The sequence below is a fragment of the Nonomuraea sp. NPDC051191 genome, from assembly GCF_044455665.1.
Classification (GTDB): Bacteria; Actinomycetota; Actinomycetes; order Streptosporangiales; family Streptosporangiaceae; genus Nonomuraea.
The window spans coordinates 345408-372143 of record NZ_JBITEZ010000002.1; the positions used below are offsets into that span (position 1 = coordinate 345408).

At 73.5% G+C, this 26736-nt stretch carries 21 protein-coding genes; 13 read left to right on the plus strand and 8 right to left on the minus strand.

All coding sequences use genetic code 11. From position 1 onward, the window contains the following. Positions 1-4 precede the first annotated feature (4 nt). On the plus strand, positions 5-1144 hold the full coding sequence (locus ACIA8R_RS06260; protein ID WP_397037329.1) for a VWA domain-containing protein: 1140 nt from the start codon (positions 5-7) through the stop codon (positions 1142-1144). Positions 1145-1199: 55 nt separating this feature from the next. Here the strand turns inward: ACIA8R_RS06260 and ACIA8R_RS06265 are convergent, their stop codons facing one another. After that, entirely contained in the window at positions 1200-2705 is a 1506-nt protein-coding gene (locus ACIA8R_RS06265) for an MFS transporter (protein ID WP_397037331.1), read from the minus strand. Between the two features lie 44 nt (positions 2706-2749). Here ACIA8R_RS06265 and ACIA8R_RS06270 point away from each other — a divergent pair, with 44 nt between their 5' ends. From ACIA8R_RS06270 to ACIA8R_RS06285, 4 genes are all read left to right on the plus strand, one after another. Continuing rightward, complete coding sequence (locus tag ACIA8R_RS06270) at positions 2750-3478, plus strand: TetR/AcrR family transcriptional regulator (RefSeq protein WP_364089646.1); 729 nt, start codon at positions 2750-2752, stop codon at positions 3476-3478. 62 nt (positions 3479-3540) lie between these two features. Beyond that, a complete protein-coding gene (locus ACIA8R_RS06275; RefSeq protein WP_397036880.1) occupies positions 3541-4932 on the plus strand; it encodes an MFS transporter in 1392 nt (463 codons plus the stop codon). Between the two features lie 102 nt (positions 4933-5034). Then, positions 5035-6039 carry an enolase C-terminal domain-like protein gene (locus ACIA8R_RS06280; protein ID WP_357701241.1) on the plus strand — a complete coding sequence of 335 codons (1005 nt, stop codon included), beginning with the start codon at positions 5035-5037 and terminating at the stop codon, positions 6037-6039. Next, positions 6036-6710 (plus strand): class I SAM-dependent methyltransferase, encoded by a 675-nt coding sequence (locus ACIA8R_RS06285; protein ID WP_397036883.1) that lies wholly within the window; start codon positions 6036-6038, stop codon positions 6708-6710. The genes ACIA8R_RS06280 and ACIA8R_RS06285 overlap by 4 nt, the downstream gene beginning before the upstream one ends. A 28-nt stretch (positions 6711-6738) precedes the next feature. On the opposite strand, the gene ACIA8R_RS06290 is transcribed toward ACIA8R_RS06285, so the two are convergent. Then, positions 6739-7713, minus strand: coding sequence for a BtrH N-terminal domain-containing protein (locus ACIA8R_RS06290; RefSeq protein WP_364089637.1), 975 nt, complete (start codon positions 7711-7713; stop codon positions 6739-6741). A gap of 103 nt (positions 7714-7816) precedes the next feature. Here ACIA8R_RS06290 and ACIA8R_RS06295 point away from each other — a divergent pair, with 103 nt between their 5' ends. Then, positions 7817-8698 (plus strand): alpha/beta fold hydrolase, encoded by an 882-nt coding sequence (locus ACIA8R_RS06295; protein WP_397036885.1) that lies wholly within the window; start codon positions 7817-7819, stop codon positions 8696-8698. On the opposite strand, the gene ACIA8R_RS06300 is transcribed toward ACIA8R_RS06295, so the two are convergent. Together ACIA8R_RS06300 and ACIA8R_RS06305 are read right to left on the minus strand one after the other, a co-directional pair. Continuing rightward, the gene (locus ACIA8R_RS06300) at positions 8684-8956 is read right to left on the minus strand and encodes a hypothetical protein (RefSeq protein ID WP_357701234.1); all 273 of its coding nucleotides are present in this window, start codon (positions 8954-8956) and stop codon (positions 8684-8686) included. The genes ACIA8R_RS06295 and ACIA8R_RS06300 overlap by 15 nt on opposite strands. A 76-nt stretch (positions 8957-9032) precedes the next feature. Beyond that, the gene (locus tag ACIA8R_RS06305; protein WP_364089630.1) at positions 9033-10478 is read right to left on the minus strand and encodes an LCP family protein; all 1446 of its coding nucleotides are present in this window, start codon (positions 10476-10478) and stop codon (positions 9033-9035) included. Between the two features lie 156 nt (positions 10479-10634). Here ACIA8R_RS06305 and ACIA8R_RS06310 point away from each other — a divergent pair, with 156 nt between their 5' ends. Both ACIA8R_RS06310 and ACIA8R_RS06315 read left to right on the plus strand, forming a co-directional pair. Then, positions 10635-11510, plus strand: coding sequence for an enoyl-CoA hydratase-related protein (locus ACIA8R_RS06310; RefSeq protein ID WP_364089627.1), 876 nt, complete (start codon positions 10635-10637; stop codon positions 11508-11510). Position 11511: 1 nt separating this feature from the next. Then, positions 11512-12429, plus strand: a complete 918-nt coding sequence (locus tag ACIA8R_RS06315; protein ID WP_357701228.1) for an alpha/beta hydrolase — start codon at positions 11512-11514, stop codon at positions 12427-12429. Here the strand turns inward: ACIA8R_RS06315 and ACIA8R_RS06320 are convergent. After that, the gene (locus ACIA8R_RS06320) at positions 12402-13895 is read right to left on the minus strand and encodes an alpha/beta hydrolase family protein (protein ID WP_397036888.1); all 1494 of its coding nucleotides are present in this window, start codon (positions 13893-13895) and stop codon (positions 12402-12404) included. The two genes, ACIA8R_RS06315 and ACIA8R_RS06320, sit on opposite strands and share 28 nt — an antisense overlap. Before the next feature lie 107 nt (positions 13896-14002). Here ACIA8R_RS06320 and ACIA8R_RS06325 point away from each other — a divergent pair, with 107 nt between their 5' ends. Together ACIA8R_RS06325 and ACIA8R_RS06330 are read left to right on the plus strand one after the other, a co-directional pair. Then, a complete protein-coding gene (locus ACIA8R_RS06325; protein WP_364089620.1) occupies positions 14003-15112 on the plus strand; it encodes an exonuclease SbcCD subunit D in 1110 nt (369 codons plus the stop codon). After that, positions 15113-18736: an AAA family ATPase gene (locus ACIA8R_RS06330; protein ID WP_397036890.1), complete on the plus strand. Its 3624-nt coding sequence runs from the start codon at positions 15113-15115 to the stop codon at positions 18734-18736. It begins immediately after the preceding gene. Here the strand turns inward: ACIA8R_RS06330 and ACIA8R_RS06335 are convergent. Next, positions 18729-19778 carry a LacI family DNA-binding transcriptional regulator gene (locus ACIA8R_RS06335; RefSeq protein ID WP_357701221.1) on the minus strand — a complete coding sequence of 350 codons (1050 nt, stop codon included), beginning with the start codon at positions 19776-19778 and terminating at the stop codon, positions 18729-18731. The two genes, ACIA8R_RS06330 and ACIA8R_RS06335, sit on opposite strands and share 8 nt — an antisense overlap. 75 nt (positions 19779-19853) lie before the next feature. Here ACIA8R_RS06335 and ACIA8R_RS06340 point away from each other — a divergent pair, with 75 nt between their 5' ends. Continuing rightward, positions 19854-20048, plus strand: coding sequence for a hypothetical protein (locus ACIA8R_RS06340; protein WP_364089611.1), 195 nt, complete (start codon positions 19854-19856; stop codon positions 20046-20048). A gap of 161 nt (positions 20049-20209) precedes the next feature. Here the strand turns inward: ACIA8R_RS06340 and ACIA8R_RS06345 are convergent, their stop codons facing one another. Then, the gene (locus ACIA8R_RS06345) at positions 20210-20842 is read right to left on the minus strand and encodes an HAD family hydrolase (RefSeq protein ID WP_364089608.1); all 633 of its coding nucleotides are present in this window, start codon (positions 20840-20842) and stop codon (positions 20210-20212) included. A 123-nt stretch (positions 20843-20965) separates the two neighbouring features. Here ACIA8R_RS06345 and ACIA8R_RS06350 point away from each other — a divergent pair, with 123 nt between their 5' ends. Together ACIA8R_RS06350 and ACIA8R_RS06355 are read left to right on the plus strand one after the other, a co-directional pair. Further along, positions 20966-22255, plus strand: a complete 1290-nt coding sequence (locus tag ACIA8R_RS06350; protein ID WP_397036893.1) for an MFS transporter — start codon at positions 20966-20968, stop codon at positions 22253-22255. 75 nt (positions 22256-22330) lie between these two features. Continuing rightward, positions 22331-23647, plus strand: coding sequence for an FAD-dependent oxidoreductase (locus ACIA8R_RS06355; RefSeq protein WP_364089602.1), 1317 nt, complete (start codon positions 22331-22333; stop codon positions 23645-23647). A gap of 35 nt (positions 23648-23682) precedes the next feature. Here the strand turns inward: ACIA8R_RS06355 and ACIA8R_RS06360 are convergent, their stop codons facing one another. After that, positions 23683-26724, minus strand: a complete 3042-nt coding sequence (locus ACIA8R_RS06360; protein WP_364089599.1) for a chromosome partitioning protein ParA — start codon at positions 26722-26724, stop codon at positions 23683-23685. Positions 26725-26736 lie beyond the last annotated feature (12 nt).

Below are 26736 nucleotides of genomic sequence, written 5' to 3' on the forward strand. Positions count from 1 at the left end.
GCGCATGCGCAGGTGGCGGCTGGTGCTCGGGGGCGGCGACGCCGACGGCACCGGCCGCGCCCTGGAGGGTGCCGACGCGCAGATGGACGCGGCCCTGGCCGCCGTCTACGACCAGGACGGCCGCGAGGGGCAGAGCCGTCGCGAGGGCGGCCTCGGGGCGTCCGCGCCGCGGGTGGCCCGCTGGCTGGGTGACATCCGGACGTACTTCCCGTCCACGGTCGTCCAGGTCATGCAGAAGGACGCGATCGAGCGGCTGAACCTCACCAGGCTGCTGCTCGAACCGGAGATGCTGGAGGCCGTCGAGCCCGACGTGCACCTGGTCGGCACGCTGCTCGCGCTCAACCGGGTCATGCCCGCCCAGGCCCGCGAGTCGGCCAGGGCCGTGGTGCGCAAGGTGGTCCAGGAGCTCGAACGCCGCCTCGCCGACCGTACGCGGGCGGCGGTGACGGGCGCGCTCGACCGTTCGGCGCGTACGTACCGGCCCAAGCGGGTGGCCGACATCGACTGGGACCGCACGATCCGGGCGAACCTCAAGAACTACCTGCCGGAGCGGAACACGGTCGTCCCGTCGCGGCTGGTCGGCTACGCGCGCAGGCAGCGGTCGGTGCAGCGTGAGGTGGTGCTCTGCATCGACCAGAGCGGTTCGATGGCGGCCTCGGTGGTGTATTCGAGCGTGTTCGGGGCGGTCCTGGCCTCGATGCGGTCGCTGAAGACGTCGCTCGTGGTGTTCGACACGGCGGTGGTCGACCTGACCGAGCAGTTGCACGACCCGGTCGAGCTGCTGTTCGGCACCCAGCTCGGCGGCGGCACCGACATCAACAGGGCCATCGCCTACTCCCAGGGTCTCATCACCCGTCCGGCCGACTCGATCTTCGTCTTGATCAGCGACCTGTACGAGGGCGGTGTGCGCGAGGAGATGCTGCGCCGGGTGGCGGCGATGACGCAGGCCGGCGTGCAGGTGATCGTGCTGCTCGCGCTCTCCGACGAGGGCGCGCCCTTCTACGACCACGAGAACGCCGCCGCGCTGGCCGCGATGGGCGTGCCCGCCTTCGCCTGCACCCCCGACGCCTTCCCCGACCTGATGGCCGCCGCCGTCGAACGCCGCGACATCACCCGGTGGGCCGAGCGTCACGCCGGCGGCTGAGAAAGGCCGAGGCCGCGGCTCCACCCCCGCAGGGGAGCCGCGGCCGGGTCAGCGCTCAGTGGCCGGCCTGTTCGGGGCGGGCCTTGCGCGGCATGAGGAACGACAGGGCGAAGGTGATCGCCAGCAGCCCGATCTCGACCCAGACGGTCACCTGCATGGCCGAGCCGAAGCTCCACTGATCCTTGAGCAGGTTGAAGAAGAGCGTGCCGAGGACGGCGGTGCCGAGCGCGCCGCCGAGCTGCTGGACGGCGGTCATCGTGCCCGAGGCCGACCCCGACTCGTGCGGCTCGACCCCGGCCAGCACGATGTCGAAGAACGGCGCCATGGTCAGGCCCATGCCGATGCCGACCAGCGCCAGCCCGGGGGCGAGCTGCCAGACGCCGACGTCGGTGCCGGCCAGGTGGATGGTCACCCCGAGCACGGCCGCGCCGGCGGCCATGACGACCACGCCGATCTGCAGCAGGCCGCGGCCCAGCTTCTCCTGGAGCCCGGACATGGCCAGGCCGAAGCCGATCACGCCGCCGACCGCCTGGGGAAGGCTGGCCAGGCCGGCCTTGAGCGGGCTGAAGTGCAGGCCGGCCTGCATGTAGATGCTGAAGACCAGGCTGAGGCCGATCATGCCGGAGAAGAACGCCAGGCCGGCCACCAGGCCGCCGGAGAAGGCCCGCTTGCGGAAGAGGCTGGGGGTGACCAGCGGGTCCTTGCCGGAGGCGGCGCGGCGCGACTCGTACCTGCCGAAGAGGGCGAAGACGACCAGCGAGGCGGCCATCGAGACGAACGTCCAGGCGGGCCAGCCGAGCTCGCGGCCCTGGATCAGCGGGTAGATCAGCAGGAATCCGGCGACCGAGACCAGGCCGACGCCGACCAGGTCGAGCCTGGTGGCGTTCGAGAGGCGGTACTCGGGCAGGAAGCGGATGCCGGCCAGCGCGGCGGCCAGGCCGAGCGGCAGGTTGATCAGGAAGATCATGCGCCAGCCGGTGCCGAAGAAGTCGGCGTCGACCAGCCAGCCGGCCAGCACGGGGCCGCCGACCGACGAGATCGTCATGACGGGCCCGAACATGCCGAACGCCTTGCCGATCTCCTGCGGCGGGAACATCTCCTTGATCAGCCCGAGGCCCTGAGGCAACATCACGGCCCCGAACAGGCCCTGCAGCACCCGGCTGGCGATCAGCATCTCGGGGCTGCCCGCCACGCCGCACAGCAGCGAGGCGGCGGTGAACCCGAAGGCGCCGATGAGGAACATGCGCTTGCGGCCGAACAGGTCGCCGAGCCGTCCGCCGGTGACCAGGCCGACGGCCATGGCCAGCGTGTAGCCGGCGCCGAGCCACTGCACGAGGCTGTCGCTGCCGCCCAGGTCGGCGCGGATGGTGGGGGCGGCGATCGTGGTGATCAACGCGTCGAGCAGGTCCATCACCTCGGCGGCGAGGATCACGAAAAGGGCGGCCCAGCGCCACCGGTAGGGCGCGACGGCCTCCGTGGCCTGCGCCGAGTTGGTCACTGTCATCGGGGGGAACTCCTTAAGAACGCTGTTCTTGGTACGAACACTGTTCGTTACGAACACCGTTTTAGTAGCGAACAGCGTTCGTGTCAAGTACAGTGTTCGCCATGGGGAGCAAGGAAGAAGCCGTGCCGGTGCCGCCGTGGCGCAAGTCCCGCAAGCCCGCGCCGATCAGGCGGCAGCTCAGCCAGGACCTCATCGTCGAGACCGGGCTGCGCGTCCTCGACGCCGAAGGGCTCGACGCGCTGAGCATGAGACGCGTCGCCCAGGAGCTCGACACCGGCCCCGCCTCCTTGTACGCGCACGTCGCGAACAAGGAGGAGCTGCTCGAACTCGTCTACGACCGCGTCCTCGGCGAGATCCGGCTGCCCGAGCGCGACCCCGGCCGGTGGAAGGACCAGCTCAGGGCGTACGCGCTGGAGGTCTACCGGGTGCTGAACAAGCACGCCGACGTCGCCAGGGCGGCCCTGGCGAACATCCCCACGGGCGAGAACTCGCTGCGCACCGGCGAGTTCGTGTACGGGCTGATGGTGGAGGCCGGGATGCCGCCGCGCGAGGCCGCCCTGTGCCTCGACCGCCTGTCCCTCTACCTCATCGGCGACGCCTACGAGGGCTCGGTGCACATCAGCCGGCTGCGCGCCTCGGACATGTCCACGCCGGAGGAGTACTTCACCGCGTTCGCGACCCAGATCGCCGACTACTACCGCGCCCTGCCGCGCGACCGCTTCCCGTACCTGGTCGAGCACATCGACGACCTGATCGCCGCCGACGGCGAGGAACGCTTCCGCTACGGCCTCGAACTGCTCCTCGACGGCATCGAGTCCCGCATGCCTTAGGCCCAATTGCCTAGGCCCCGCGCCCGATGTGTCGACGCGCGGTTCCCCCTACTTTTACGGTCATGACAACGACTGTTGAACCGATCGAAGACGTCGCCCCGGCCCCGGCCGGCGTGCTGTCCGCGCAGTACCGGGCGCTCAGCGTCGGCCTGGTCGCGCTCGTCATGCTGGTGGCCTTCGAGGCGATGGCGGTGGCGACCGCGATGCCCATCGTGGCCGGCGACCTGGGCGGCATGGCCCTGTACAACCTGGCCTTCAGCGCCACTCTCGCGGCCAGCGTGATCGCGACCGTGCTCGGCGGCCGGTGGAGCGACGTGCGGGGGCCGGTGCAGCCGATCGCCGTCGGCGTGGCCACCTTCGTGGCCGGGCTCCTGGTGGCCGGATTCGCACCGACGATGGAGGTGCTGGTCGCGGGCCGTTTCGTGCAGGGGCTCGGCGCCGGGTTGATCCAGGTCTCCCTGTACGTGCTGGTCGCCCGGGTCTTCCCGGGGGCCATGCATCCCAAGGTGTTCGCCTTGTTCTCGGCCGCCTGGGTGGTGCCCTCCATGATCGGCCCGGCCATCGCCGGGTTCGTCGTGGAGAACGTGAGCTGGCGGTGGATCTTCCTCGGCGTCTCAGCCCTGGTCATCCCCTCGGCCCTGCTGTTGTGGCGCGGCACCGCCGGCCGTTCGGCCGAGCGCGGCTCCGCCGAACCCGCCCCCGGCCTCGGCCGCAAGCTCGTCTGGGCCATGCTGACCGCCGTCGCCGCCGCCCTCATCCAGTACGGCAGCGCCCTGGAGCTGGCCGGCCTGCCGCTGCTCGTGGCCGGCATCGTGCTGCTGGTCGTGGCCCTGCCCAAGCTGCTGCTGCCCGGCTCGCTGCGCGCCGCCCGCGGCCTGCCGACCGCTCCCGTGCTGCGCGGCCTGGCCTACGGCTCGCTCATGGCCGCCGAGGTGCTCATCCCGCTCATGCTGATCCACGAGCGCGGCCTGACCGCCACCGGCGCGGGCGTCGTCCTCACGGTCGGCGCGCTCGGCTGGTCCACCGGCTCCTGGATCAAGGGCCGCGGCACGATCAGCCACATGACCGCCATCCGCGGCGGCGCCGCGATGATCGCCGTCGGCATCACGCTGGTGTCGCTCGTGCTCGTCGACTCCCTGCCCATCGCGGTCGCCTACGTCGCCATGGCCATCTCCGGCCTCGGCATCGGCGCTCTGCACCCCACGGTGTCCGTGCTGGTGCTGGAGATGTCCAAGGAGGGCGAGGAGGGGCAGAACAGCGCGGCCGTGGGCGTCGGTGAGTCGGTGTTCACCGTGGTCGCCGTCGCGGTCAGCGGCGCCCTGTTCACCGCCACCGGCGAGAACTACGCCGTGGGGCTCGGATTCACCGTCGTGCTCGCCGTCCTGGCCTTCGTGCTGGCCCCCCGTTTTGTGCAGTCCGCCAAGGCAGGCAGTATGGAAGGGACCGCGTCATAGTGATGAGAACGTCAAAGTGCTGAGAACGCTGCCAAACGCATCGGCGTGGACGGCCTTCACCAGGCGCGACGACTCTCTCGTCATGGCTAAAGGGGGGTTCTCATGCCGCGAGTGCGGGAGCTGGAGGTCTTCCGGCTGGTCCTGCCGTACGGCGCGAGGACGGAGAGCCTGCTCGTCAAGCTCACCGACCACGGCGGCATGACCGGCTGGGGCGAGGCCGTCTCACCCGAGCCCAAAGCCTGGTCGCGGCTGGAGGAGTCACTGGCCGCGCTGCTGATCGGCGTCGACTGGGAGCACCCCGACGCCGTGCCGAGCGGCGACCCGGCCGTCGACATGGCCTGCTGGGACCTGTGGACCAGGATGCGCGGCGTGCCGCTCGCGCACGCCATCGGCGGCACCCGAACCTCGGTGATGGCCACCGTGCGGCTGGCGCCCGACCCGTCCGTCGAGAGCCTGGTCGCCCGCGTCAACCAGCAGGTCTGCGCCGGTTACGGGCACGTCACCCTCGACATCAGGCCCGGCTGGGACGTCGAGCCCGTACGCGCGGTGCGGCAGGCCTACCCCGCGCTGACCCTGGCCGTCGACGGCGGCAACGCCTACTCCGACCTCGGCCAGCTCGTCGCCCTCGACTCCTACGGCCTTGAGGTCATCGAGCGGCCCTTCCCGCTCGGCGACGTCCACGCGCACGCCGCGCTGCAGGACGACGTGTCCGCCTCGGTCGCCGTCGAGGTGCGCTCGACCGCGGAGCTGGACGACTACCTGACCCTGCGCGCCGCCAGGGTCCTCCTGCTGCGGCCCACCGCCTTCCCGTCGCTCTCGGAGGCCCGCCGGGCGCACGACCGCGCCGCCGCCGCGGGCTGGGACATCCAGTGCACGGGCGGCCAGGGAGCGGGCCTGGCCAGGGCGGCCACGGTGGCGGTCGCGAGCCTGCCGGGCTGCACGCTGCCGTGCGACGTCACCCAGCCGCCCAAGCAGAACCAGATCGTCACGCCGCTGGTCGGCGCGAACGCGGGCGTCATCGCCGTCCCGCTCACCCAGCCCGGCCTGGGCCACACGATCGACGAGAGCCGCCTGAGCCGCCTCGCCAAGGAGTCGTTCCACGCATGACCGCCCCTGACCCCGCCGCCGACTCCGACCCCGACGCCGACGCCCGGCGGCTGGCCGCCCGGTCGCTCGCGGACGGCGATCCGACCGGCTGGTTCGAGCGCCTCTACGCCGAGTCGGCGACCGGCGACGCGATCGTGCCGTGGGACACGCGTACCCCGCACTTCCTGCTCGTGGAGTGGGCCGCCGACCGGAAGCCCGGCGACGGGCGGGCGCTCGTGGTGGGCGCGGGCCTGGGCGACGACGCCGAGCACGTGGCCGCCCTCGGCTACGCGACGGTCGCCTTCGACGTCAGCGAGTCGGCCGTGCGCCTGGCCCGCGAGCGTTTCCCGGACAGTGCCGTCGAGTACGTCACCGCCGACCTGCTCGACCCGCCCGCCGACTGGCGGCACGCCTTCGACCTGGTCGTGGAGATCATGACGGTGCAGGCCCTGCCCGAGGCGCTGCACGCTCGCGCCACCGAGAGCGTCGCCGCGTTCGTCCGTCCCGGAGGCACGCTGCTGGTGATCGCGTCGGGCCGCGAGCACGGCGGCCCGGTCGGCGGCCCGCCGTGGCCGCTGACGCCTTCGGAGATCGCGGCGTTCGCGACCGGCGGGCTGACGGCGGAGCGGATCGAGGACCTGCGCGACGGCGGTCGCCACCGCTGGCGCGCCACCTTCCGCCGCCCCCGCTGACCCGCGCCCCGGGCGTCCGGCGGGATTCTCAGGACACCTCGTACAGCGTCTCCATGGCCAGCCGCTCGCGTTCGGCCAGGTCGTACAGCAGCGACCCGGCCTCGTCGAGCGGCTGCTGCCGGCCCGTCTCCCCGGCCTGGGCCAGCAGGTCCGCCACCTGGCTCCACTTGGGCGCCAGCGCCATGTACGCCTGGCAGGCCGTCTCCAGGGCCTTGCCGGGCGCGATCGTCTGGGCCTCGGCCAGGAACTCGGTGTAGAGGTTGCGGAAGAACGCGCCGCCGGTGCCGCCCCGCTCCATGAGGTTGGCCGTACGCGTGAGCTGCGCGGTCGGCCCGCGTTCCAGCCAGGTGGGGACGAGCGCGGCGGCCTGCTCGATGCCCCGGTAGCCGACGTTCCTCATCGCCGGGTTGAGGAAGGCGGCGGCGGTGGACCGGACGGCCTCCTTGATGGCGTACGGCAGGTCGGGCTCGGCGCACGGCCCCACCGTGTACGACAGGTTGTGCGCCGTCATCGGCCCGGTCGCCGCGCGGGCGCGTTCGAGCGAGTCGAGCGGCACCCGGTTGCGGGTGCCCTGCTGGGCGGTGTCCACGAGGTGGGCGTGGCCCTCGTCGTAGCCGACCATCGCGACGTAGTGGCCGCCGAAGTGGTAGGGCGTCCTGATGTAGTCGAGGTGGTAGCAGTCGAGCCGGAGCCCGACGGGGGTGCCCTCGTCGAGGTGGCGGCGGACGTTCGACCAGGCCGTGATGGGGGAGGACGTCTCCTGCGTGTCCAGCGTGAACCCGAGCGCCGAGGCCAGCTTCTCGGTGATCGCGTGCGGCTTGACCCGGCCGCCGATCAGCGGGACGTCCAGCGAGCCGCTGTCCCAGTAGACGAAGCTCAGCCCCTCGCCCAGCCCGAACAGCATCGACTCAGACAACTCCACGCCCGCGTGCCGCAGCAGGGTGCCGGCGGTGGTCGTCTCGCAGTGACGCCCTTCAAAGGGCGGGACCAGATCGATGAGCACAAGCCAAGTGTGCCGGATGACCTGCGGATTCACCCGTCGGCGGCTCCGGCGCGCCCGGAAAACCGGTGGATGCCCCCCGAGGTGCTCACGCGATGATGGGCGCATGACCACCTTGATCGAACGCCCTGCCCGCACCGGCGCGGAACGGCTGCCCGGCGGCCGGCTTCTGGGCTGGGCCGAATGGGGGCCGGTGGACGGGACGCCGGTCCTGCTCTCCCCGGGGGCCGCCACGAGCCGCCGGCTCGGCATGGGCGCGGCGGCGCCCGGCGACCTCGGCGTGCGCCTGATCTCCCTCGACCGGCCCGGACTGGGCGCCTCCACCCCCGCGCCGGGCCGCACGTTCGCTGACTTCGCCGCCGACGTGGAGGTCTTCGCCGGGTGTCTGGGCCTCGGGCGTCCTGCCATGGTCGGCAACTCGCAGGGCGCGCCGTTCGCGCTGGCCTGCGCCGCCGCAGACGTGGTCGGCGCGCTGGCCCTGGTCTCCGCCGCCGACGAGGTGGCCGACCCGCGCTTCGCCGACGCGCTGCCCGACGAGCTGCGGCGGCTGACGGAGCTGTCCACGCACGATCCGCAGGCCGCCGAGCAGGTCTTCGCGGGCTTCACCCCGCAGGCCATGTGGGACCTGGTGATGGGCGGCAGCCCCGCCTGCGACCTGGCCGTCTACCAGGGCCCGGAGTTCGCCGACGGGTACCGCGAGGCGCTGGGGGAGGCGTTCGCGCAGGGGCCGGCCGGTTACGCCCGCGACACCGTCCTGGCGATGGGCCGCTGGGGCATCGACCTGTCGTCGATCACGGTGCCGGTCGACGTCTGGTACGGCGAGCATGACGCCACCCACTCGCCCGACCAGGGGGAGGGGCTGACCGCCCGCATCCCGGGAGCCGTGCGGCACGTCGTGCCCGGCGTCGGCGGCGCCCTGCTGTGGACGCACCCCCACCGGATCCTGCGCGCCCTCCTGGAACGCCTTCCGGCCTCAGCCGCCCGTTGAGCCCTGACCGAAGGTGATCACCATGTACCGGCCGTTGGAGTAGCTGACCACGGGCCGCCCGAGCAGCTCGCCCACCTTGCGGGCGACCCCCTGGAACACCTCCACCAGCTCCGGGGTGTCGGCACTCACCCTGAACCGCCCGTTCTCGGCGAGCTGCTGGGCCACCAGGGGGACGAAGCCGGCCTCGGCCCGCGCTCTCTCGTCGGCGTCGAGAGGGGTGTGCCGGATGGCGGGTGACGTGCCGAGGGGGTGGGACATCGCGAATCTCCTCCAGATTTGCCGGTCCGTCCAGGATGCCATCGGTGACCGGGGCTCCGGAGCGTCTCGCGCGGACTCAGCCCGCCCCGCACCCCTCGGTGAGCCCCTTCGTCGGCGGCCCGGACTTCCCCGGTTCGGCGGACTTGCCGGGCTTGGGGGAGGACGTGCCGTCCGACGCCGACGGGCCGGCCGACGGGGTCGCCGAGGCCGCGACGGCGGACGTGGCCGCGGTCGAGTCGCGGACGGCCTTGGCGGTCAGCTCGCGGATCTTGTCCCAGTCGGGGTAACCGGTGCTGATCAGCGGCGGCACGAACTGCAGGCTCGTCACCTTCGCGTTCTTGACCTTGAGCGCCAGCGGCACCAGGTTCGTCAGCATCGAGCGCGGGATGTCGGTCCTGATCAGCTCCTTGGCGGCCAGCGCGATCCGGTTGAACCGGGCCAGCACGGTCGCCGGGTCGGCCTGGCCCAGCAGCGCGCCGAGCACGCAGCGCTGCCGCCGCATCCTGGTGTAGTCGTCGCTGAACGTGCGCGAGCGGGCGTACCACATCGCGTCGGCGCCCTTGAGCTTCCTGGTGCCGGCCTTGACCAGGCCCTCGTTGTACTTGCCGAACACGACGTCCTGCTCGACGGTGATGGTGATGCCGCCGATGGCGTCGATGAGACGGGCGAAGCCCCACATGTTGACCAGGGCGTACCAGTCGATCTCCAGGCCGAGGGTGTAGCCGATGGTCTCCATGAGCACCTGCGGGCCCTGGTGCCGGCGGCCGCCGAAGATCTCCGGGTGGGCGTCGGCGTACTCCCAGACGCTGTTGAGCAGGTCGCTGCGGCCGCCGCCGGGGTCGGCCGGCAGGCGGAAGCCGCCGGGGAACCGCTGGGCCATGGGCGTGCCGGGGCGGAAGCGCACGTTCTCCAGGTTGCGCGGCAGGCTGACCAGCACGGTGTTGCCGGACTTCACGTCGATGCTGGCCACGTTCATGCTGTCGGTGCGCACGCCGGTGCGGTTGTCGTCGGCGTCGCCGCCGAGGAGCAGGAGGTTGACCCGCTCCCGCCCGGTCCACGGGTCCTCCGGCGGCTTCTGCCCGGCCTGGACGGGGGACTCGACCGGCTCGGGGCCGGTGAAGATGTCGCCGAGGGTCTTCTGGTAGGTCCACACGTTGTTCGCGACCACCCCGAACGGCACCACCACCACGACGGCGAGCAGCCCGGCCAGCGTGCCGGCCAGGATCTGGCCGCTCTGCGGCAGCCGTCCGGGACGCAGCACCACGAAGGAGTGCACGATCACGACGAACCAGGCGACGCCCAGCGACACGGCCCCGACGACGATCGCGGTCAGCCACGAGTCCTGGGTCAGCGACCCCAGCAGGTTGTCGGTCGTCAGCGCCACCGCCAGCAGTGCAAACAGCCCGGCGACGTAGCACGAGAGCAGGATCAGGCCGGTCCGGCGCCGGCCGGCGCGCAAATGGGCGGCCCCGGGCGCCAGCGCCGAGAGCGCCAGCCAGCCGAGGACCGCTGCCGCGCTCACCGGTCTCCTGCCCTGCATGCCATCCTGCACGCCATCCCCGTTTCCCCGAAGTCCACCGTAACCCGCAGGCACGAACAGCGCGGGCAGCCTACGCATTGGATGCGAAATATGTCTTTATCGGAGGGTGAACATCGGTAACCGAATAAGATTCGGGTCATGGCCTTCTCCGAGATCGAGTACCACGTGGCCGATCGCGTCGCCACCATCACACTGTCTCGCCCCGAGCGGCTCAACGCGTTCACCTTGACCATGCGCGCCGAGCTGATCAGCGCGTTCGACCTCGCCGACGCCGACGACGACGTGCGCGCGGTGGTGGTCACGGGGGCCGGACGCGCCTTCTGTGCCGGGGCCGACCTGAGCGGCGGCGGCGACACCTTCGACCACCGGGCGCCCGGCCATGGGGAGAAGGCCGAGTTGGTCGACGGCGCGCCGCGCGACGGCGGCGGCACGGTCGCGCTGCGGATCGCCGCCTCGCTCAAGCCCGTCATCGCCGCGATCAACGGCCCGGCGGTGGGCGTGGGCGTCACGATGACACTGCCCATGGACGTGCGGCTGGCCGCCGAGAGTGCCAGGTTCGGGTTCGTGTTCGCCCGGCGCGGCATCGTCACCGAGGCGGCGTCGGGCTGGTTCCTGCCCCGGGTGGTCGGCATCTCCCGGGCCATGGAGTGGGCCGTGACCGGCCGGATCTTCCCCGCCGCCGAGGCGCTGGAGGGCCGCCTGGTGTCACGGGTGCTGCCCGACGACGAGCTGCTGCCCGCCGCGTACGCGCTGGGCCGCGAGATCGCCGGCAACACCTCGGCCGTCTCCGTCGCCGCCGTGCGCAGGCTGATGTGGTCGGGCCTGTCGGCGGCCTCGCCGTGGGAGGCGCACGCGGCCGACTCCAGGCTCATGGCCGAACTCGGCGGCGCGGCCGACACGGTGGAGGGGGTGACGGCGTTCCTGGAGAAGCGTCAGGCCGACTTCCCGATGAAGGTAAGCACCGACCTTCCGCCCGGCATCCCCTCATGGCCGGACAATCCATATTCTGTCTGATATGTACGAGATCACCGTTCTCCCCATGCAGCCCGACTTCGAGGGCGAGGTCGTCGCGACCCTGATTGCCAGGAAGGCCGGTTCGCGCAGGGCGGTGCTCTACGTCCACGGGTTCACCGACTACTTCTTCCAGGACCATCTGGCCGACTACTACGTCCAGCGCGGCATCGACTTCTACGCCCTCGACCTGCGCAAGTACGGCCGCTCACTGCTCCCGCACCAGACCAGGGGACTGATCAGGAGCATCACCGACTACTTCCCCGAGATCGACGAGGCAGTCCGCCTCATCCGCCGCGACCACGACGAGCTGACCGTCAACGCCCACTCCACCGGCGGCCTGATCGCCGCGCTGTGGGCCGACCGCGTCCGCGGCCGGGGGCTGGTGCAGGGGCTCGTGCTCAACAGCCCGTTCCTCGACCTCAACGTGCCCGCCCCGCTCCGGCTGGCCGCCGACCTGCTCAAGACCCCGATGTCCTACGTCCGCCGCCCGCTGCCCCTGGGCATCAGCACCGCCTACGGCCAGAGCCTGCACCGCACCGAGCAGGGCGAATGGGACTACGACCTGGAGCTCAAGCCGCTGGTCGGGTTCTCCGTGCACGGGATGTGGCTGGCCGCCGTCCGGCGGGCCCAGCGGCGGCTGCACCGGGGGCTGGCGGTGGACGTGCCGGTGCTCGTCCTGGCCTCCTCGACCGGCCTGCGGGTACGCGACTTCGTGCCCGAGGCGCGCTCGGCCGACATCGTGCTCGACCCCGCCCACATGGCCCGCTGGGCCACCTCGATCGGCCCCCACGTCACCTGCGTGCGGATCCAGGACGGCCTGCACGACCTGGTGCTGTCGGCCGAGCCCGCGCGCAAGCAGGTCTTCGCCGAGCTGGACCGCTGGATGAACGCCTACCAGGGGAACGCGAACAGGCCGTAGTAGGCCGCCGCCACCAGCAGCAGCCCGGTGCCGCCGAGCACGCCGCCGATCGCCACGTACTGCCACCGGGTCGGCTGCATGCCCTCGCGCAGCGCCGACACGTACGCGGCCACCGCCGTGACCTCCTGGACCAGCATGAGCACGGCCAGCACGCGGACCACCAGCCAGCCCGCCAGCACGGCCGGCCAGGCGCCCGCCTGGTTCACCGAGAACAGCACCAGCAGCGTGATGAACGCCACGACCGACGCCAGCAGGCCGAGGCCCGTCCACGCCATCCTGCGCAGCCTGCGCCGGATCGGCGGCCACAACCGGGCGTTGGTCTCCACGGGCGGCCTGCCGTGGCCGCGCAGCCGGACGACCATCGCCGCCACCGGGCCCGCCACGTACCCGACGGCGGCCAGGCAGATGGTCAGCCCGAGCATCGTGCCGCCGGCGTACCAGGGGGCCGCGGGCACGTCGCTGGCCTCGAACCGCTGGACCGGCGTGCTGCCCGCCATGTGCACGGACGGCCTGGCGGTGGCGGGCAGGCCGGTGATCCAGTTGGCCAGGGTCTCCAGGTAGCCCCTGGTGAACGGGCCGCCGTTGACCCGCATCGCGTGGTCGCCCTTGTCCATGAAACGGATCGTGTACCGGTCGTTGCCCGCCTCGGTGAGCGCCGTGACCAGCGCCCTGGTGGACTCCACGAAGGGGATCGAGGGGTCGGTCGTGCCGTAGAACGCCAGGACCGGCTGCCTGACCTGCCGTAAGGCGGGCATCGCGTCGTAGCGCAGGAAGTTGAAGCCGACGCCGCCCATCGCCCTGGTCAGCAGGTCACGGGCGCCGATGGGGGCGTGCAGCCGTACCAGCTGCTCGTTCAGGGCCCAGGCGACCTGCCGCAGCGGCGAGACGTTCGGCGAGGAGACCAGCACCGTGAAGCCCACCGCCGCGCTCTTGGCCGCCGCGATCGGGACGACCCAGCCGCCCTCGCTGACCCCCCACAGCCCGACGCGCGCGGCGTCCACCTCCGGCCGGGTGCGCAGGTACTCCACCATGCGCAGCGCGTCGTCGGCGAGCAGGCCGAAGTCGCGTTCCCGGAAGTCATAGCCGACCGTGCGCTTGTCGAACGCGATCGTCGCCACGCCCGCCCTGGCCAGGAACTCCGCCTGCGGCGTGAACTCCGTCCGCGACCCGTTGCCCGATCCCGACACGAACACCATCGCCGGGTGCGGGCCGGGCGTGAGCGGGACGCGTAAGGTGCCCTCCAGACGCTGGCCCTCGGCCGGCAGCGAGATCTCCTCCCGCCGCACGGGGTCGGCGGAGACCACCGGGCGCAGCTCGTCCGCCGGTTGCGCCGGGATCGCCGCGAACGCCGGGTCCGCCTTCAGGGGCGGCGGGTCGAACGCGGGCGGCAGCACGTAACCGACTGACGCAAGAGCCACCAGCACCAGGCCGGCGGCGACGCTCAAGGTGCCACGGCCAGTGCGCATCGGCCTCCCCATGTGCGTTGGTTTGCCCGCTGATCATCCAGCCTACTCCCGGCTTCTGTGACGGGAGGGGCCGCATTTGTCGGTGAGAGATGTTAGCTTCCTGCGACATGCGGATCCTGCACACCTCCGACTGGCACCTCGGGCGCTCCTTCCATCGGGAGAGCCTGCTCGGGGCGCAGGCCGCGTTCATGGACCACCTGGTCGAGACGGTGCGCGCCGAGCGGGTCGACGTCGTGGCCGTCTCCGGCGACGTCTACGACCGCGCCCTGCCGCCGGTCGACGCGGTGGCCCTGCTCTCCGACGCGCTCGCCCGCCTGCGCGCCGCCGGGGCGCGGGTGGTCCTGATCAGCGGCAACCACGACTCGGCGCTGCGGCTGGGGTTCGGGTCGGCGCTGTTCGAGTCCTCGGGGGTGCACGTCCGCACCGAGCCCGACCGGTCGTGGGAGCCGGTGCTGGTCGGCGACGTCGCCTTTTACGGCATCCCCTACCTGGAACCGGAGCTGGTGCGCGCCCCCTGGCAACTGCCCGACCGCGGCCACACCGCCGCGCTCTCCCACGCGATGAGCCGCGTCCGCGCCGACGCCGTACGCCATCGGGCCGCCGTCGTGCTGGCCCACTGCTTCGTGACCGGTGGGCAGGCCAGCGACAGCGAGCGCGACATCAGCGTGGGCGGCGTCTCCCACGTGCCCCTGTCGGCCTTCGACGGCGTCGACTACGTCGCGCTCGGCCACCTGCACGGCCGCCAGCGCATGTCCGAGACCGTCCGCTACTCCGGCTCCCCGCTGGCCTACTCCTTCTCCGAGACCGGCCACGTCAAGGGCTGCTGGCTGGTCACGCTCGGGTCGGGCGCGGAGTTCGTGCCCGCGCCCGTGCCCCGGCCGGTCGGGCGGCTCCGAGGCGACCTCGACGACCTGCTCACGCAGCCCGCCTTCGCCTCCTACGAAGACCACTGGCTGCAGATCACCCTGACCGACGCCGTCCGTCCCAAGCAGGCCATGGACCGGCTGCGCGCCCGCTTCCCGCACGCCCTCGCCCTGTCCTTCGAGCCGGTGGGCGCCGCGCCGGCCGCCGGGCCGGTGAAGGTCAGCGGGCGGCCCGAGGCGGAGGTCGCCCTCGACTTCGTCCGCGAGGTGCGCGGCGAGCCCGCCGCGCCCGAGGAGGAAGACCTGCTCAGACGGGCGATCGAGGCGTCGCGGGTGAAGGAGGTGATGGCGTAGATGCGACCCCACCGGCTCTCCCTCACCGCCTTCGGCTCCTTCCCCGGCACCGAGACGGTCGACTTCGACGCCCTGACCGAGGCCGGCCTGTTCCTCATCCACGGGCCCACCGGGGCGGGCAAGACCACGATCCTCGACGCGCTCTGCTTCGCCCTCTACGGCGTCGTGCCCGGCCAGCGCAACAGCGCCCGCAGCCTGCGCTGCGACCACGCGCCCGCCGGCACCGGGCCGTCGGTGACGCTGGAGGTCTCGATCCGGGGCCGGTCGCTGCGCATCCGGCGGTCGCCGTCGTGGCAGCGTCCCAAGCTGCGCGGCGCCGGGTTCACCGAGGAGAAGGCCAAGGTCGTCGTCGAGGAGCGCCACGGGTCGGCCTGGCAGGGGCTCACGACCCGGCTCGACGAGGCGGGCGACCTGGTGGGCGGGCTGCTCGGGATGAACGCCGAGCAGTTCTGCCAGGTGGTGATGCTGCCGCAGGGCGACTTCGCCAAGTTCCTGCGCGCCGACGGCGACGACCGCTCCCGGCTGCTGGAGCGGCTGTTCACCGTCAAGGTGTTCACCCAGGCCGAGTCGTGGCTGGCCGAGCTGCGGCGGGCCACGGGGCGGGAGGAGCAGGAGCTGGGGCGGGAGGTGGCCTTCGCCGTCAAGCGCCTGGAAGAGGCCGCCGGCCCCACCCTGACCCCGCACCCTTCCGACCCCGCCTTCACCCTCGCGCCGCGTCCCTCCGGGCCGGACGGTGCCCCGGCTCCCGAAGGGCGGCCCGCCGACGTCCCGCCCGCCCTCTTCGACGTGCTCGCCGACGGCGGGCCGCCGTCGGCGGACGACGATCCGCTCGCGTGGGCGGGCGCGCTGCTCGACGCGGCGCGGGCCGTCGTCCACCGGTGCGAGGAGCGGCACGCCGCCGCGGGCGAGGCCGCGCGGGCGGCACGGTCGCGGTTCGAGCAGGCCGCCGCCCTCGCCGAACGCCGGCGCCGCCACGCCGAGGCCCTGACCCTGCGCCGCACCCTCGACGAGCGCGCCGACGAACGCGCCGACCTCCAGGCCGTCCTCGACGACGCCGTCCGCGCCGACCGGGTGCTCCCGCTGGTCACGGCCGCCGGGCAGCGCGCCGAGGCCGCAGCCAAGGCCCGCGCCATGGTCGCCGACGCCCTGGCCCGCGCCCGCCACCTCCTCACCCCACCGGCCCGGCGCGACGGCGGGCCCGCGGGCGGCGGGGAGCCGTCGGTGGAGGAGCTGGAGAGCCTGGAACGGGAGCGGCGGGCCGAGCCGGCCCGGTTGTCCGAGCTGCTCACCGAGGAGGCCCGGCTGTCGGTCGTCCGGCGCGACCTGCTGCGGGTGGAGCAGGAGCTGGCCGAGCTGGTCGGAGCCGACGCGGCCGTGGCCGCGCGGCTCGGCGTCCTGCCGGGGCTGATCGAGGAGGCCGAGGGCAGGCTCGCCGGCGCGCGGGTGGCCGCGGCGCGCATCCCGGCGGCCCAGGCCGTACGCGACGCCGCCGCCGACCTGATCGACGTCGACCGCGAGCTCACCGCCCTGGCCGGCGAGCTCGAAACGCTGGCGCGGCGCGAGGCCGAGGTGTCGGCGGCCGAGGCCGAGCTCCCCGCCCGGCTGGCCGAGGCGAGCGCCGCCCTGGCCGAGGTACGCGCCGAGGCGGCGGCCGTCCCCGCCGCCGCCGCGCAGCTCGACGCCGCCCGTTCCGCCCTGGAGGCCGCGCACCGCCGTGACACCCTGGCCGCCGAGCTGGAGTCGGCCGCCGCCGCCCACCAGGCCCTGGTCGACCGTGCCCAGGAGACCCGCGAACGCTGGCTCGACCTGCGCCAGGCCAGGATCGACGGCATGGCGGCGGAGCTGGCCCGCGACCTGGCCGACGGGCGTCCGTGCGCGGTCTGCGGCTCCGAGCACCACCCCATGCCCGCCTCACCGGCCCCCAGCGCCCCCTCGCCCGAGGACGAGCACGCCGCCGAGACCGCCCACGAGTCGGCCGCGGCCGACCGGGAGGCCGCCGAGCGCGCTCTGGCCTCGATCGAGTCCCGGCTCGCCGACGCCTCGGAGGCCACCGAGGGGTTGTCCGCCGACTCCGCCTCCGAACGCGTGCTCGCGGCCGAGCGGGAGCTGGCCCGGCTGCGGTCGGTCGCCGACCGGGAGCCCGTCCTCGCCGACGCGCTCGACCGCCTCGAAGGCGAGCGCGACCACGTCAGAGACCAGGCCAGGGAGATCGCCGAGGCGCTCGCCGCCCACCACGCCCATCGCACCCGGCTCACCGCCGAGCGCACCCGTCTGCACACCCGGCTCGCCCAGACCCTCCACCCCTCCCAGCCGGACGCCCCTTTCGCGGCGGACGGGCCCGGGGCGGCCGACGCCGACACGGGTTCCGAGGTCGACGGGGTGCGGGTGCTGAGGGCAGCCGAGGAGGAGCTGCGGCGGCTGGCGGCGGTGGCGGCCAGGGAGCCGGGGGCGGCGGCCGAGGTGGCCGCGCTCGGCCGCGAACGTGCCGAGCTGGAGGAGCAGGGGCGGCGCGTCACGGCCCGGCTGGCGGCCGGACGCACCAGGCATGAGGAGTTGAGCGGCGACGCCGGGCGGCTGACGGCACGGCTCGACGCGGCCCGGGGCGGAGACCCGACCCTGACGGCCCGCCTGTCCAGGCTCCACGACGAGGCCGAGCTGTTGCGCGAGGCGCTGGAGGCCACCAGGGCGTCGGTCGCGGCGGCCGGCGAACTCGACTCCGCCGTCGAGGCGGCCGAGCGGGCGGCGGCCGAGGCCGGGTTCGCCGACGCGCGGGAGGCGGAGGAGGCGTACCGGAGCCCGGCCGAGCGGGAGGGCAGGGCGGAGCTGCTGCGGCGGCTGGACGACCAGCACGCCGCCGTCACCGCCCTGCTGGCCGACCCCGAGCTGGTCGCCGCCGCCGCCGAGCCGGAACCGGACCTGGCGGCGGCCGGGGCCGAGCGGGACACGGCGGAGGAGGCGTACACGCGGCTGGCCAGCGAGCGCGACCGGGCGGTGGCCAGGGCCGGACGCCTCGCCGAGCTGCGCGAGGAGCTGGCGGCGCGCATCGAGCGGTGGCGCCCCGCGGCCGAGCGGCACCGGCTGGCCGAACGCATGGCGGCGCTGGCCTCGGGCACGTCCGGCGACAACCAGTGGAACATGAGCCTGACGTCGTTCGTGCTGGGGGAGCGGCTCAGGCAGGTCGTCGACGCCGCCAACGAACGCCTCGACCACATGTCGTCCGGCCGCTACCTGCTCCGGCACGACCTGCGCAAGACCGCCGGATCGCGGGCGCGTTCGGGCGGCGGGCTGGGCCTGAAGGTGGCCGACGCCTGGACCGGCGTCGACCGCGACCCGGCGACCCTGTCGGGCGGCGAGAGCTTCATCACCTCGCTCGCGCTCGCGCTCGGCCTGGCCGACGTGGTCACGGCCGAGGCGGGTGGCGCGGAGGTCGGCACGCTGTTCGTGGACGAGGGCTTCGGCACCCTCGACGAGGACACCCTCGACGACGTGCTCGACATCCTCGACGGGCTGCGCGACGGCGGCCGCGCGGTCGGCATCGTCAGCCACGTCGGCGAGCTGCGCACGCGCATCCCCGTGCAGCTCAAGGTGGGCAAGACCCGCAGAGGCTCGACACTGGTCAGCTAGCCGGCGGCGCGGTCGAGGCGCGCACGATCAGCTCGTACGGGAACAGCCGCCGCTCCGGCCGGGCCGCGGCCCCCGACAGCAGCAGCCGCCCGGCCGCCTCCCCGATCTCCTGCTTGGCCTGCCGGATCGTGGTGAGCCCCGCCTCCTCGGCCGCGCTGTCGGAGAACCCGACGACCGACAACTCGCCCGGCACGTCGAGGCCCAGGTCCGCGGCGGCGTCGAGAACGCCGAGGGCGAGCACGTCGGTGTTGGTCAGGATCGCCGTGGGGCGGGGGTCCAGCCGCAGCAGCGCGTGGCCGGCCTTCCTGCCCGCCTCCCGCGAGTTCCTGGCGACCTCGTAGCAGGGCACGTCGTCCCAGTCGAGGCCGGCCTGCTCGCAGGCCGCCTGGTAGCCGCCGCGCCGGGCGCGCATCGCCGCGAACACCGCGCCCTCCTGGCGGGCGCGGTCGGCCCAGCCGGTGTGGCCGTCGTCGTGCAGGCCGACCATCGCCACCGCGACCCGCCGGTGCCCGAGGCCGAGCACGTGCGCGGCGGCGGCGGCCCCGGCGGCGGGCTCGTCGATGCCGACGAAGGGGTGGCCGGGCACGTACGGCTCGTCCACCACGACGACGGGCAGCTTCCTGGCCAGCACCTCGGCCAGCGCCGGATGGCCGTCGGGCAGCGAGACCACGCAGAACGCGTCGACCACCGCGTCACGCACGGTGTCGCTGCGCCGGTCGCCGTGCGGCAGCGGCAGGATGAGCAGGCCGACGCCCGCCTCCTCGGCCGCCGTGGCGAGCCCCCGGAAGAACCCGAGCGCGTACGGGTCGGCGAAGGCGTAGGCCAGCGTCTCGCTGAACAGCAGGCCGAGCGCGCCGGCGCGGCCGAGCCGGAGCGAGCGCGCCGTCGGGTTGGGGCCCGCGTAGCCGAGTTCGTCGGCCACCTCCAGGATGCGCCGCCGCAGCCCGTCGCTGAGCTGGTCGGGCCGGGAGAAGGCGTACGACACGGTGGCGCGGGACACGCCGAGCCTGTCGGCGATCGTCTGCAGGGTGACCCTTGCCATCGTCCAACCGTATCGAACGGCCTTGCCGGTGCGTTCTTAATTGATTAAGGTCTTAATTGATTAAGGAGGAGAGACATGGATGCCATGCAGGTTCTCGCGCACCGGACGGCGATGGGGTTCCGCGACTCGCTCGACGCGGCCCTGCCGGGGGCGCCGCGCAGACGGGATCCGGAACGGGTCGCCGTACGGGCCCGGCTCGCACACTCGCTACGCCGCACCGCCGACCGCCTCGACCCCACCTGCCCACCCGCCCGATATGGCGAGGCGTGACGCCCTGCTCGTGCACCCCGGGTAGCCCCGATATGCCCACCCACCAGTCGCCCAGCCCCGCCGCCCCGCCTCCGCTGGGGTAGCTGGGAAGGCGGGGCGTCAGGTTGGGGCGGGCCGGGAGCCGGTTCGGGCGTCGCGAGGGAGGGGGCCGGTCCGGGGCGTCAGGGGAGGGTGGCGATCAGGTCGGGGATGGTGGTGGGGTCGTGGAAGAGGGTGGCGCCCAGGCCGGTGAGGCGCGAGGGCGGCGTCAGGCCGCCCGCGAACGCCAGGCACCGCATCCCCGCGCTCGTCGCCGCCCGCACGCCGAACGGGCTGTCCTCGATCACCACGCACCCCTCGGGGGCCGCGCCCATCGTGGCCGCCGCGTGCAGGAACAGGTCGGGGGCGGGCTTGCCGCGGGCCACGTCCTCGGCGCTGAAGACGCGGCCGTCGAAGTGCCGGGCGAGCCCGGTCAGCTCCAGGCTCTTGCGGACGTTGGCGTGCCGGCCGTTGGAGGCCACGCACTTGGGGATGTCCAGGCGGTCAAGGGCGGACTCGATGCCCTCGATCGCGCACAGTTCGGCCGCCATCGCGGCCAGGTACTCCTGGGTGATCTGGTCGCGCCAGCCCGGGGGCGTCTCGCCGACCTGCTCGTCCCAGTATTCGTTGCTGCAGCCGACGAAGCGCTCGGCGTACTCGGTCTCGTCGATCGTCCAGCCCAGGCGGCGCAGGGCGGCGGTGCCCACACGTACCGAGATGCGCTCGCTGTCGACGAGCACCCCGTCACAGTCGAAGATGACCAGTTCGACGGCCAAGGTGTGAACCTCCCAAAAAGTGACGTTTGCGGTCGAATCTATCGGGCGGCTGTGTGACATTGCGCAGGTGGTAGCGTCGTTGTATCACTTGACAAGATGTCAGTCCGGATAGTGAGAAGCGATGTGAAGACCTCCCCCCGGGCCGCGGCGCCCAGCACGACCAGGATCGCCATGGCCAGCCTCATGGGCACCGCGATCGAGTTCTACGACTTCTACATCTACGGGACCGCCGCCGCACTGGTGCTCAACACCGCGTTCTTCCCCGGCATGGACCCGGTGGCCGGCCGCCTGGCCGCGTTCTCGACGTTCGCGGTGGCGTTCGTCTCGCGCCCGCTCGGGTCGGCGGTGTTCGGCCACTGGGGCGACCGCGTGGGGCGCAAGTCGATGCTGGTCGTCTCGCTGCTGGTGATGGGCCTGTCCACGGTGGCGATCGGCCTGCTGCCCGGCTACGCCGCCATCGGCGTGGCCGCGCCCGTGCTGCTGGTGCTGCTGCGGTTCACCCAGGGCATCGGCCTGGGCGGCGAGTGGGGCGGCGCGGCGCTGCTGGCCACCGAGCACGCCCCGCCCGGCAAGCGCGGCCTGTACGCGATGTTCCCCCAGCTCGGCCCGTCGGCCGGGTTCATCGTGGCCAACGGGCTGTTCCTGATCCTCGGCGAGACGCTGACCGACGAGCAGTTCGGCGACTGGGGATGGCGGCTGCCGTTCGTGGCCAGCCTGCTCCTCGTCGTCGTCGGCCTCTACGTGCGCCTGAGGATCTCCGAGACGCCGGTCTTCCGGGCCGCCATGGACGAGCGCCGCATCGCCAAGGTGCCGTTCGCCGGCCTGATGCGCCACCAGTGGCGGCGGGTGCTGCTCGCCGCCGGCGCGATGACCGTCGCCTACACGCTCTTCTACACCGCCACCACCTACTGCCTGTCCTACGGCACCGCCACCCTCGGCATCCCGAAGACGACCATGCTGAGCCTGACCATGATCGGCGTGCTGTTCATGGGCGCGGGCACGGTCGTCTCGGCGGTGGTCAGCGACCGGCTGGGCCGCCGCCGCACCCTCCTCGCCGGCACGGCCGCCGCCGTCGCGTGGGGCCTGGTGATGTTCCTGCTGATGGAGACCGGGTCGGTCGTCCTGGCCGGGCTGGCGCTGGCCGGCGCGCTCGGGCTGATGGGGTTGATCTTCGGGCCGATGGGGGCGTACCTGCCCGAGCTGTTCAGGACGGAGTTCCGCTACAGCGGCGCCTCGGTCGCCTACAGCCTCGGCGGCGTCCTGGGCGGCGCGGTGCCGCCGCTGGTCGCCACCAGCCTGCAGACGAGCGCCCTCGGTGTCATGGGCGTCGGCCTGTACGTCTCGGCGATGGCCCTGCTGAGCCTGCTGTGCCTGTTCGCCCTGCCGGAGACCGGCGGCACATCACTCAAATAACTCTATTTTTCCGGTCACATTCGCCGGGGCTGTCTCGTCCTCCTGATGCAGAACCTGATGAAGGAGGAGCGGGCGATGAGCAAGCACATTCTGATCGTCGGCGGTGGATATGTCGGGATGTACACGGCCCTCGGGCTGCGGCGGCTGATCCGGTCGGGCGAGGTGACGGTCACCGTGGTCGATCCGCGGGGGTACATGACGTACCAGCCGTTCCTGGCCGAGGCGGTCGGCGGGACGATCGAGCCCCGCCACGTCGTCGCCCCGCTCAACCGGGTGCTCAAGGGCGCGCAGGTGCTCACGGGCCGCGTCACCCGCGTGTTCCACGAGAACCGCACCGCGCGGTTCCAGCCGGTCCAGGGGCCGGCCAGGACGCTCACGTACGACATCCTCGTGATGGCGGCCGGGTCGATCACCCGCGCGCTGCCCATCCCCGGGCTGGCCGAGCACGCGGTCGGGTTCAAGAGCCTCGGCGAGGCCGTGCACCTGCGCAACCACGTCCTGACCCAGCTCGCCGCGGCCGCCTCGACCGACGACCCGCAGGTGCGGCGCAGGGCGCTGACGTTCGTGGTGGTCGGCGGCGGGTTCTCGGGCGTCGAGGCGCTGGCCGAGATGCAGGGGCTGGCCGACGAGGCGCTGCGCTACCACGACGGGATCGCGCCCGCCGAGCTGAGCTGGACACTGGTCGAGGCGACCGGCGGCATCCTGCCCGAACTCCACCCCGACCTCGGCCGCTGGACCGTGGACGCGCTGCGCGCCCGAGGCGTGGACGTGCGGCTGGAGACCCGGCTGGCCTCGGCCGAGGGCGGCGTGGCGACATTGTCGGACGGCACGTCGCTGGAGGCCGGGACGCTGGTGTGGGCGGCCGGCGGCCGGCCCAGCCCGCTCGCCGCCGGCAGCGGGCTGCCCGTGGACGCCGCCGGACGGTTGCAGGCCACCGAATACCTCACGGTGGCGGGCCTGGAGGACGCGTTCACGGCCGGCGACGGCGCGGCGGTGCCCGACCTGACCAGTCCGGGACGGTTCACGGCGCCCAACGCCCAGCACGCGGTGCGCCAGGCCAAGCTGCTGGCCCGCAACCTGGTGGCATACGTCAGGGGGCGGAAGCTGAAGGCGTACCGGCACGCGTACCTGGGGTCGGTGGCCGGGCTCGGCCATCACCAGGGCGTGGCCCAGGTGTACTCGATCAGGCTGACCGGGTTCCTGGGGTGGCTGGCGCACCGGGCCTACCACCTGGCGTGGGTGCCGACGTTCAACCACAAGGCGCGGGTGCTGGCCGACTGGGGGCTGTCGATGGTGTTCCGGCGGGAGGCGGTGCAGCTCGCCGCCATCGAGCACGCGGAGGAGGACTTCCGCCAGGCCCTGGCCCCGGACGACCTCGACCGCGCCGCCTGACCCACCCGCCCCCGCGTACCTGCCCCGCGGGCCTGCTAGACCGCGTGCTCGACCGGCTGACCCCGGTCGACGTACGCGGCCAGCGAGCGCACCCGCTCGGCGTGCTGGTCATGGCCCACGATCACCGGCGGCTCGTTGTACGGCATCGCGTCCGACGACCGCCGCAGCTTGACGTACTGGCCGCAGGCGTCGATCGCGTACGGCTCCATGTCGTCCTGCAACGCCCCGATCACCGTGATCCCGTACGTCTCGCCGATCCGCCGGAACAGCGCGACCGCCTCCCTGCGGTGCTCCTTGCCCAGGTTGCGGCCCAGCTCGTCGAGCACCAGGCACAGATGGCCGCCGCCGGAGGAGGCGATGGCCGCCGCGCACACCAGCTTGACGGCCTTCTCGTCCATGAGCGCGGTGTTGGCCCGCCGGTTGTACGGCACGAACCCCTGCCCCTCGCCCCGCCGCCACTTCGGCGTCACCCGCCACTGCCAGCGCTGCTCGGGGTCGGCGGGTGCGGGCGGCACCGGGAACTCCAGCGTCGCGCCGTAGCCGCCGTAGGAGGTGTCGAGCTTCTCGAACTCCTCGGCCACCCGCGTCAGCCGCGCCTTGATCGCCGCCGTCAGCGCCGCCCGGTGCACGGCCGTCGACTGCGCCGCCTCCTCCGCGCCCCGGGCCGCCGCCGCCAGGTCGCGCTGCCGGGAGACGACCTGCGCCTCGATCTGCCGCCGCTGGTGCTTCTCGTACTCCTCCTGGCCGCGCAGGTAGGAGGCCAGCGCCCCGCACACCGCCGCGAACGTCGCCTGCTCGCGCGCCGTGCTGCCGCCCCGCTCGGACAGCAGGAACGCCAGCTCCTCCGGGATCTCCGCGTCCTCCTCGGGGAAGGTGTCGCGCAGCGCCTGGTCGAAGTGGCGCTCGGCGATCCGCCACCACTCCTCGGCCGCCCGCGGACGCTCCTCCTCGGGCAGCGCCGCGATCCACTCGCGGGCCGTCTCCACCGTGCCGCCCCAGTCGGCGGCCAGCGCGTCGAGCCTGAGCGCCTCGCGCTCGCCCGTGACCTTGGCCTCCTGCTCGCGGGCCTGCGCCCGCTCGCTCTCGTGCCGCTGCCGCCGCCCGTCGAGCCGCTCGATCTCCATGTCCCGGGTACGGGCCCGGAAGTCGAGCGCGCCCGCCTGCCGCTCGGCCTCGGCCACCTTCGGCGCCAGCTCCTCGATCGCCGCGTTGAGCCCGACGAGCCGCTCACGCCGCTCGGCCAGCCGGTCCTCCAGCTCCGCCAGCCGCACCCCGGCCCGCGCGCCCTCCAGCCGCCGCTGCGCCTCGGCGACGGCCTCCTCGGCCTCGCGCACCACCTCCGCGGCGCTCTCCTGCGCGTCCTCGGCCCGGTTGAGCCGCTGCCCGGCGGCCTTGATCCGGGCCTCCCGCCCGGTCGCCACCCCGTCGAACGCCCCCACCACGCTCACCCCGGCCGCGCTGACCAGCACGGACCCCGGCAGGCCGGCCAGGGCGCGGGCCGCCTCGCCGAGCCGCGCGGCGTCGACGATGACGGCGTGCTCGTGCGGCCAGCCGCGCAGGCCACCGCCGGGAAGGGCGGCGTCGCGGGCCTGCTCGGCCACGTCGAGGGCGTCGAGCAGGCCGGTCGCCCCGACGCCCGCCGCCGACAGGGCGTCGAGCTGGGCCGCGGCCGGGCCGCCCTCCGCGTCGTCGAGCGCCGCCCGCGCCGAGGCCACCTCCTGGTCGGCCACGCCGAGCGCCTTGAGCGCCTGGTTGAGCCGGAGCCCGGCCTCCCGCAGCTCGCCCTCGGCGGCGGGCACGTCGCGCCCGTCGGCGAACCTGCGCGTCTCCTCCAGGGCCGGGATCGCGGCCCGCAGCTCGTCGGCGGAGTTCTCGGCCACCGCGCGGTCGGCGTCGAGCTTGGTGGTACGGGCCTGCAGGGCGGCCAGCTCCTTGCGGGCCTGGGACACCTGGCGGTCGAGGGTGTCCTCGCGCAGCGTGGTGATCTCGGCCTTGACCAGCGCGATCGCCTCGGCCGCCGACTCGCCGGCCGCGCGGTGGCGTCCGAGGTCGGCGGCCAGCAGCTCGTCCTTGGCGGCGGCGTCGGCGAGCTTGCGCGCCTGCCTGCCGCGCCAGCAGCGCAACGCCTCGGCCAGGCGCACCCGGGCCTGGTCGCGCCGGTCGAACGTGCCGAGCAGCGCCTTCGACTCCACCTCGAACTCGGCCAGCCGGTCGGCCGCCTGCGCCGCCCGCACCCGCTTGGCGTGCTCGTCGCGGCGGGCCTCGCGCTCCTGCTCCAGCTCGGCGTCGAGGCCGGTGAGCGCGGCGATGGCCTCGAAGACGCGCTCGGGGGAGATCTCGTTGAGCGGCTGGGAGAGCAGGTTGGTGGCGACCTTGCTGCGCACGGACGTGGACAGGAACGACACGCACCTGACCCGGTCGCCGTAGAGCACCTTGGTCAGGTCGCGGGCCACGACGTCGCGCTTGCCGGCGGACCTGGGCAGCGACGCCCAGATCTCGTCGGCCCGCGCCACCCGCTCGGCCTCGGACGGCGAGGCGGCCAGGTGGACGCCCTCCCGCCAGCGGATCTCCAGGTGGGGGGCCTCCTGGTTGACCTTGAGCCACACGGTGATCGCCCCGCCGGAGGTGTCGGGCACCTCGAACAGCTCCGCGCTGTCCTCCTCGACCTCCTCGCCCTCCTCGGTCAGGGTGAGGTCCTGCGCGGCGACCTGCTCGACCGGAGCCGGGGCGGGCGGCGGGGAGAAGGAGTCCATGCCGGGCGGGCCGAAGACGCCCACGATGTAGCCGTGGTCGGCGCTCGCCCACTGACGGGCGCCCGCGCCGCTGGCCAGCTCTGCGTTGAAGAGCAGCTCGGAGACCGCCTTGGCGCCCGAGGCGAACCGCCACTGCTCGTCGCCGAGCAGCGCCGTGATCGAGGCGATGAACGACGACTTGCCCGCGCCGTTGGAGTCTTTGGGGCCCGCGCCCGCGACGACGATGAGCGTGCCGGGGACCGTGGGCACCGGATGGGTCGAGAGCCGTGAGATGTTGACCGCCTGCACGGCGATCAGCACCCGGTCTCCGACGACGTTCTCCATCTGCGACACCCG

Coding starts and splice junctions, on each gene's coding strand:
- ACIA8R_RS06260 (WP_397037329.1), top strand. CDS start 5: ATGCGCAGGTGGCGGCTGGTGCTCGGGGGCGGCGACGCCGACGGCACC.
- ACIA8R_RS06270 (WP_364089646.1), top strand. CDS start 2,750: ATGGGGAGCAAGGAAGAAGCCGTGCCGGTGCCGCCGTGGCGCAAGTCC.
- ACIA8R_RS06275 (WP_397036880.1), top strand. CDS start 3,541: ATGACAACGACTGTTGAACCGATCGAAGACGTCGCCCCGGCCCCGGCC.
- ACIA8R_RS06280 (WP_357701241.1), top strand. CDS start 5,035: ATGCCGCGAGTGCGGGAGCTGGAGGTCTTCCGGCTGGTCCTGCCGTAC.
- ACIA8R_RS06285 (WP_397036883.1), top strand. CDS start 6,036: ATGACCGCCCCTGACCCCGCCGCCGACTCCGACCCCGACGCCGACGCC.
- ACIA8R_RS06295 (WP_397036885.1), top strand. CDS start 7,817: ATGACCACCTTGATCGAACGCCCTGCCCGCACCGGCGCGGAACGGCTG.
- ACIA8R_RS06300 (WP_357701234.1), bottom strand. CDS start 8,956: ATGTCCCACCCCCTCGGCACGTCACCCGCCATCCGGCACACCCCTCTC.
- ACIA8R_RS06310 (WP_364089627.1), top strand. CDS start 10,635: ATGGCCTTCTCCGAGATCGAGTACCACGTGGCCGATCGCGTCGCCACC.
- ACIA8R_RS06315 (WP_357701228.1), top strand. CDS start 11,512: ATGTACGAGATCACCGTTCTCCCCATGCAGCCCGACTTCGAGGGCGAG.
- ACIA8R_RS06320 (WP_397036888.1), bottom strand. CDS start 13,895: ATGCGCACTGGCCGTGGCACCTTGAGCGTCGCCGCCGGCCTGGTGCTG.
- ACIA8R_RS06325 (WP_364089620.1), top strand. CDS start 14,003: ATGCGGATCCTGCACACCTCCGACTGGCACCTCGGGCGCTCCTTCCAT.
- ACIA8R_RS06330 (WP_397036890.1), top strand. CDS start 15,113: ATGCGACCCCACCGGCTCTCCCTCACCGCCTTCGGCTCCTTCCCCGGC.
- ACIA8R_RS06335 (WP_357701221.1), bottom strand. CDS start 19,778: ATGGCAAGGGTCACCCTGCAGACGATCGCCGACAGGCTCGGCGTGTCC.
- ACIA8R_RS06340 (WP_364089611.1), top strand. CDS start 19,854: ATGGATGCCATGCAGGTTCTCGCGCACCGGACGGCGATGGGGTTCCGC.
- ACIA8R_RS06355 (WP_364089602.1), top strand. CDS start 22,331: ATGAGCAAGCACATTCTGATCGTCGGCGGTGGATATGTCGGGATGTAC.
- ACIA8R_RS06360 (WP_364089599.1), bottom strand. CDS start 26,724: ATGGAGAACGTCGTCGGAGACCGGGTGCTGATCGCCGTGCAGGCGGTC.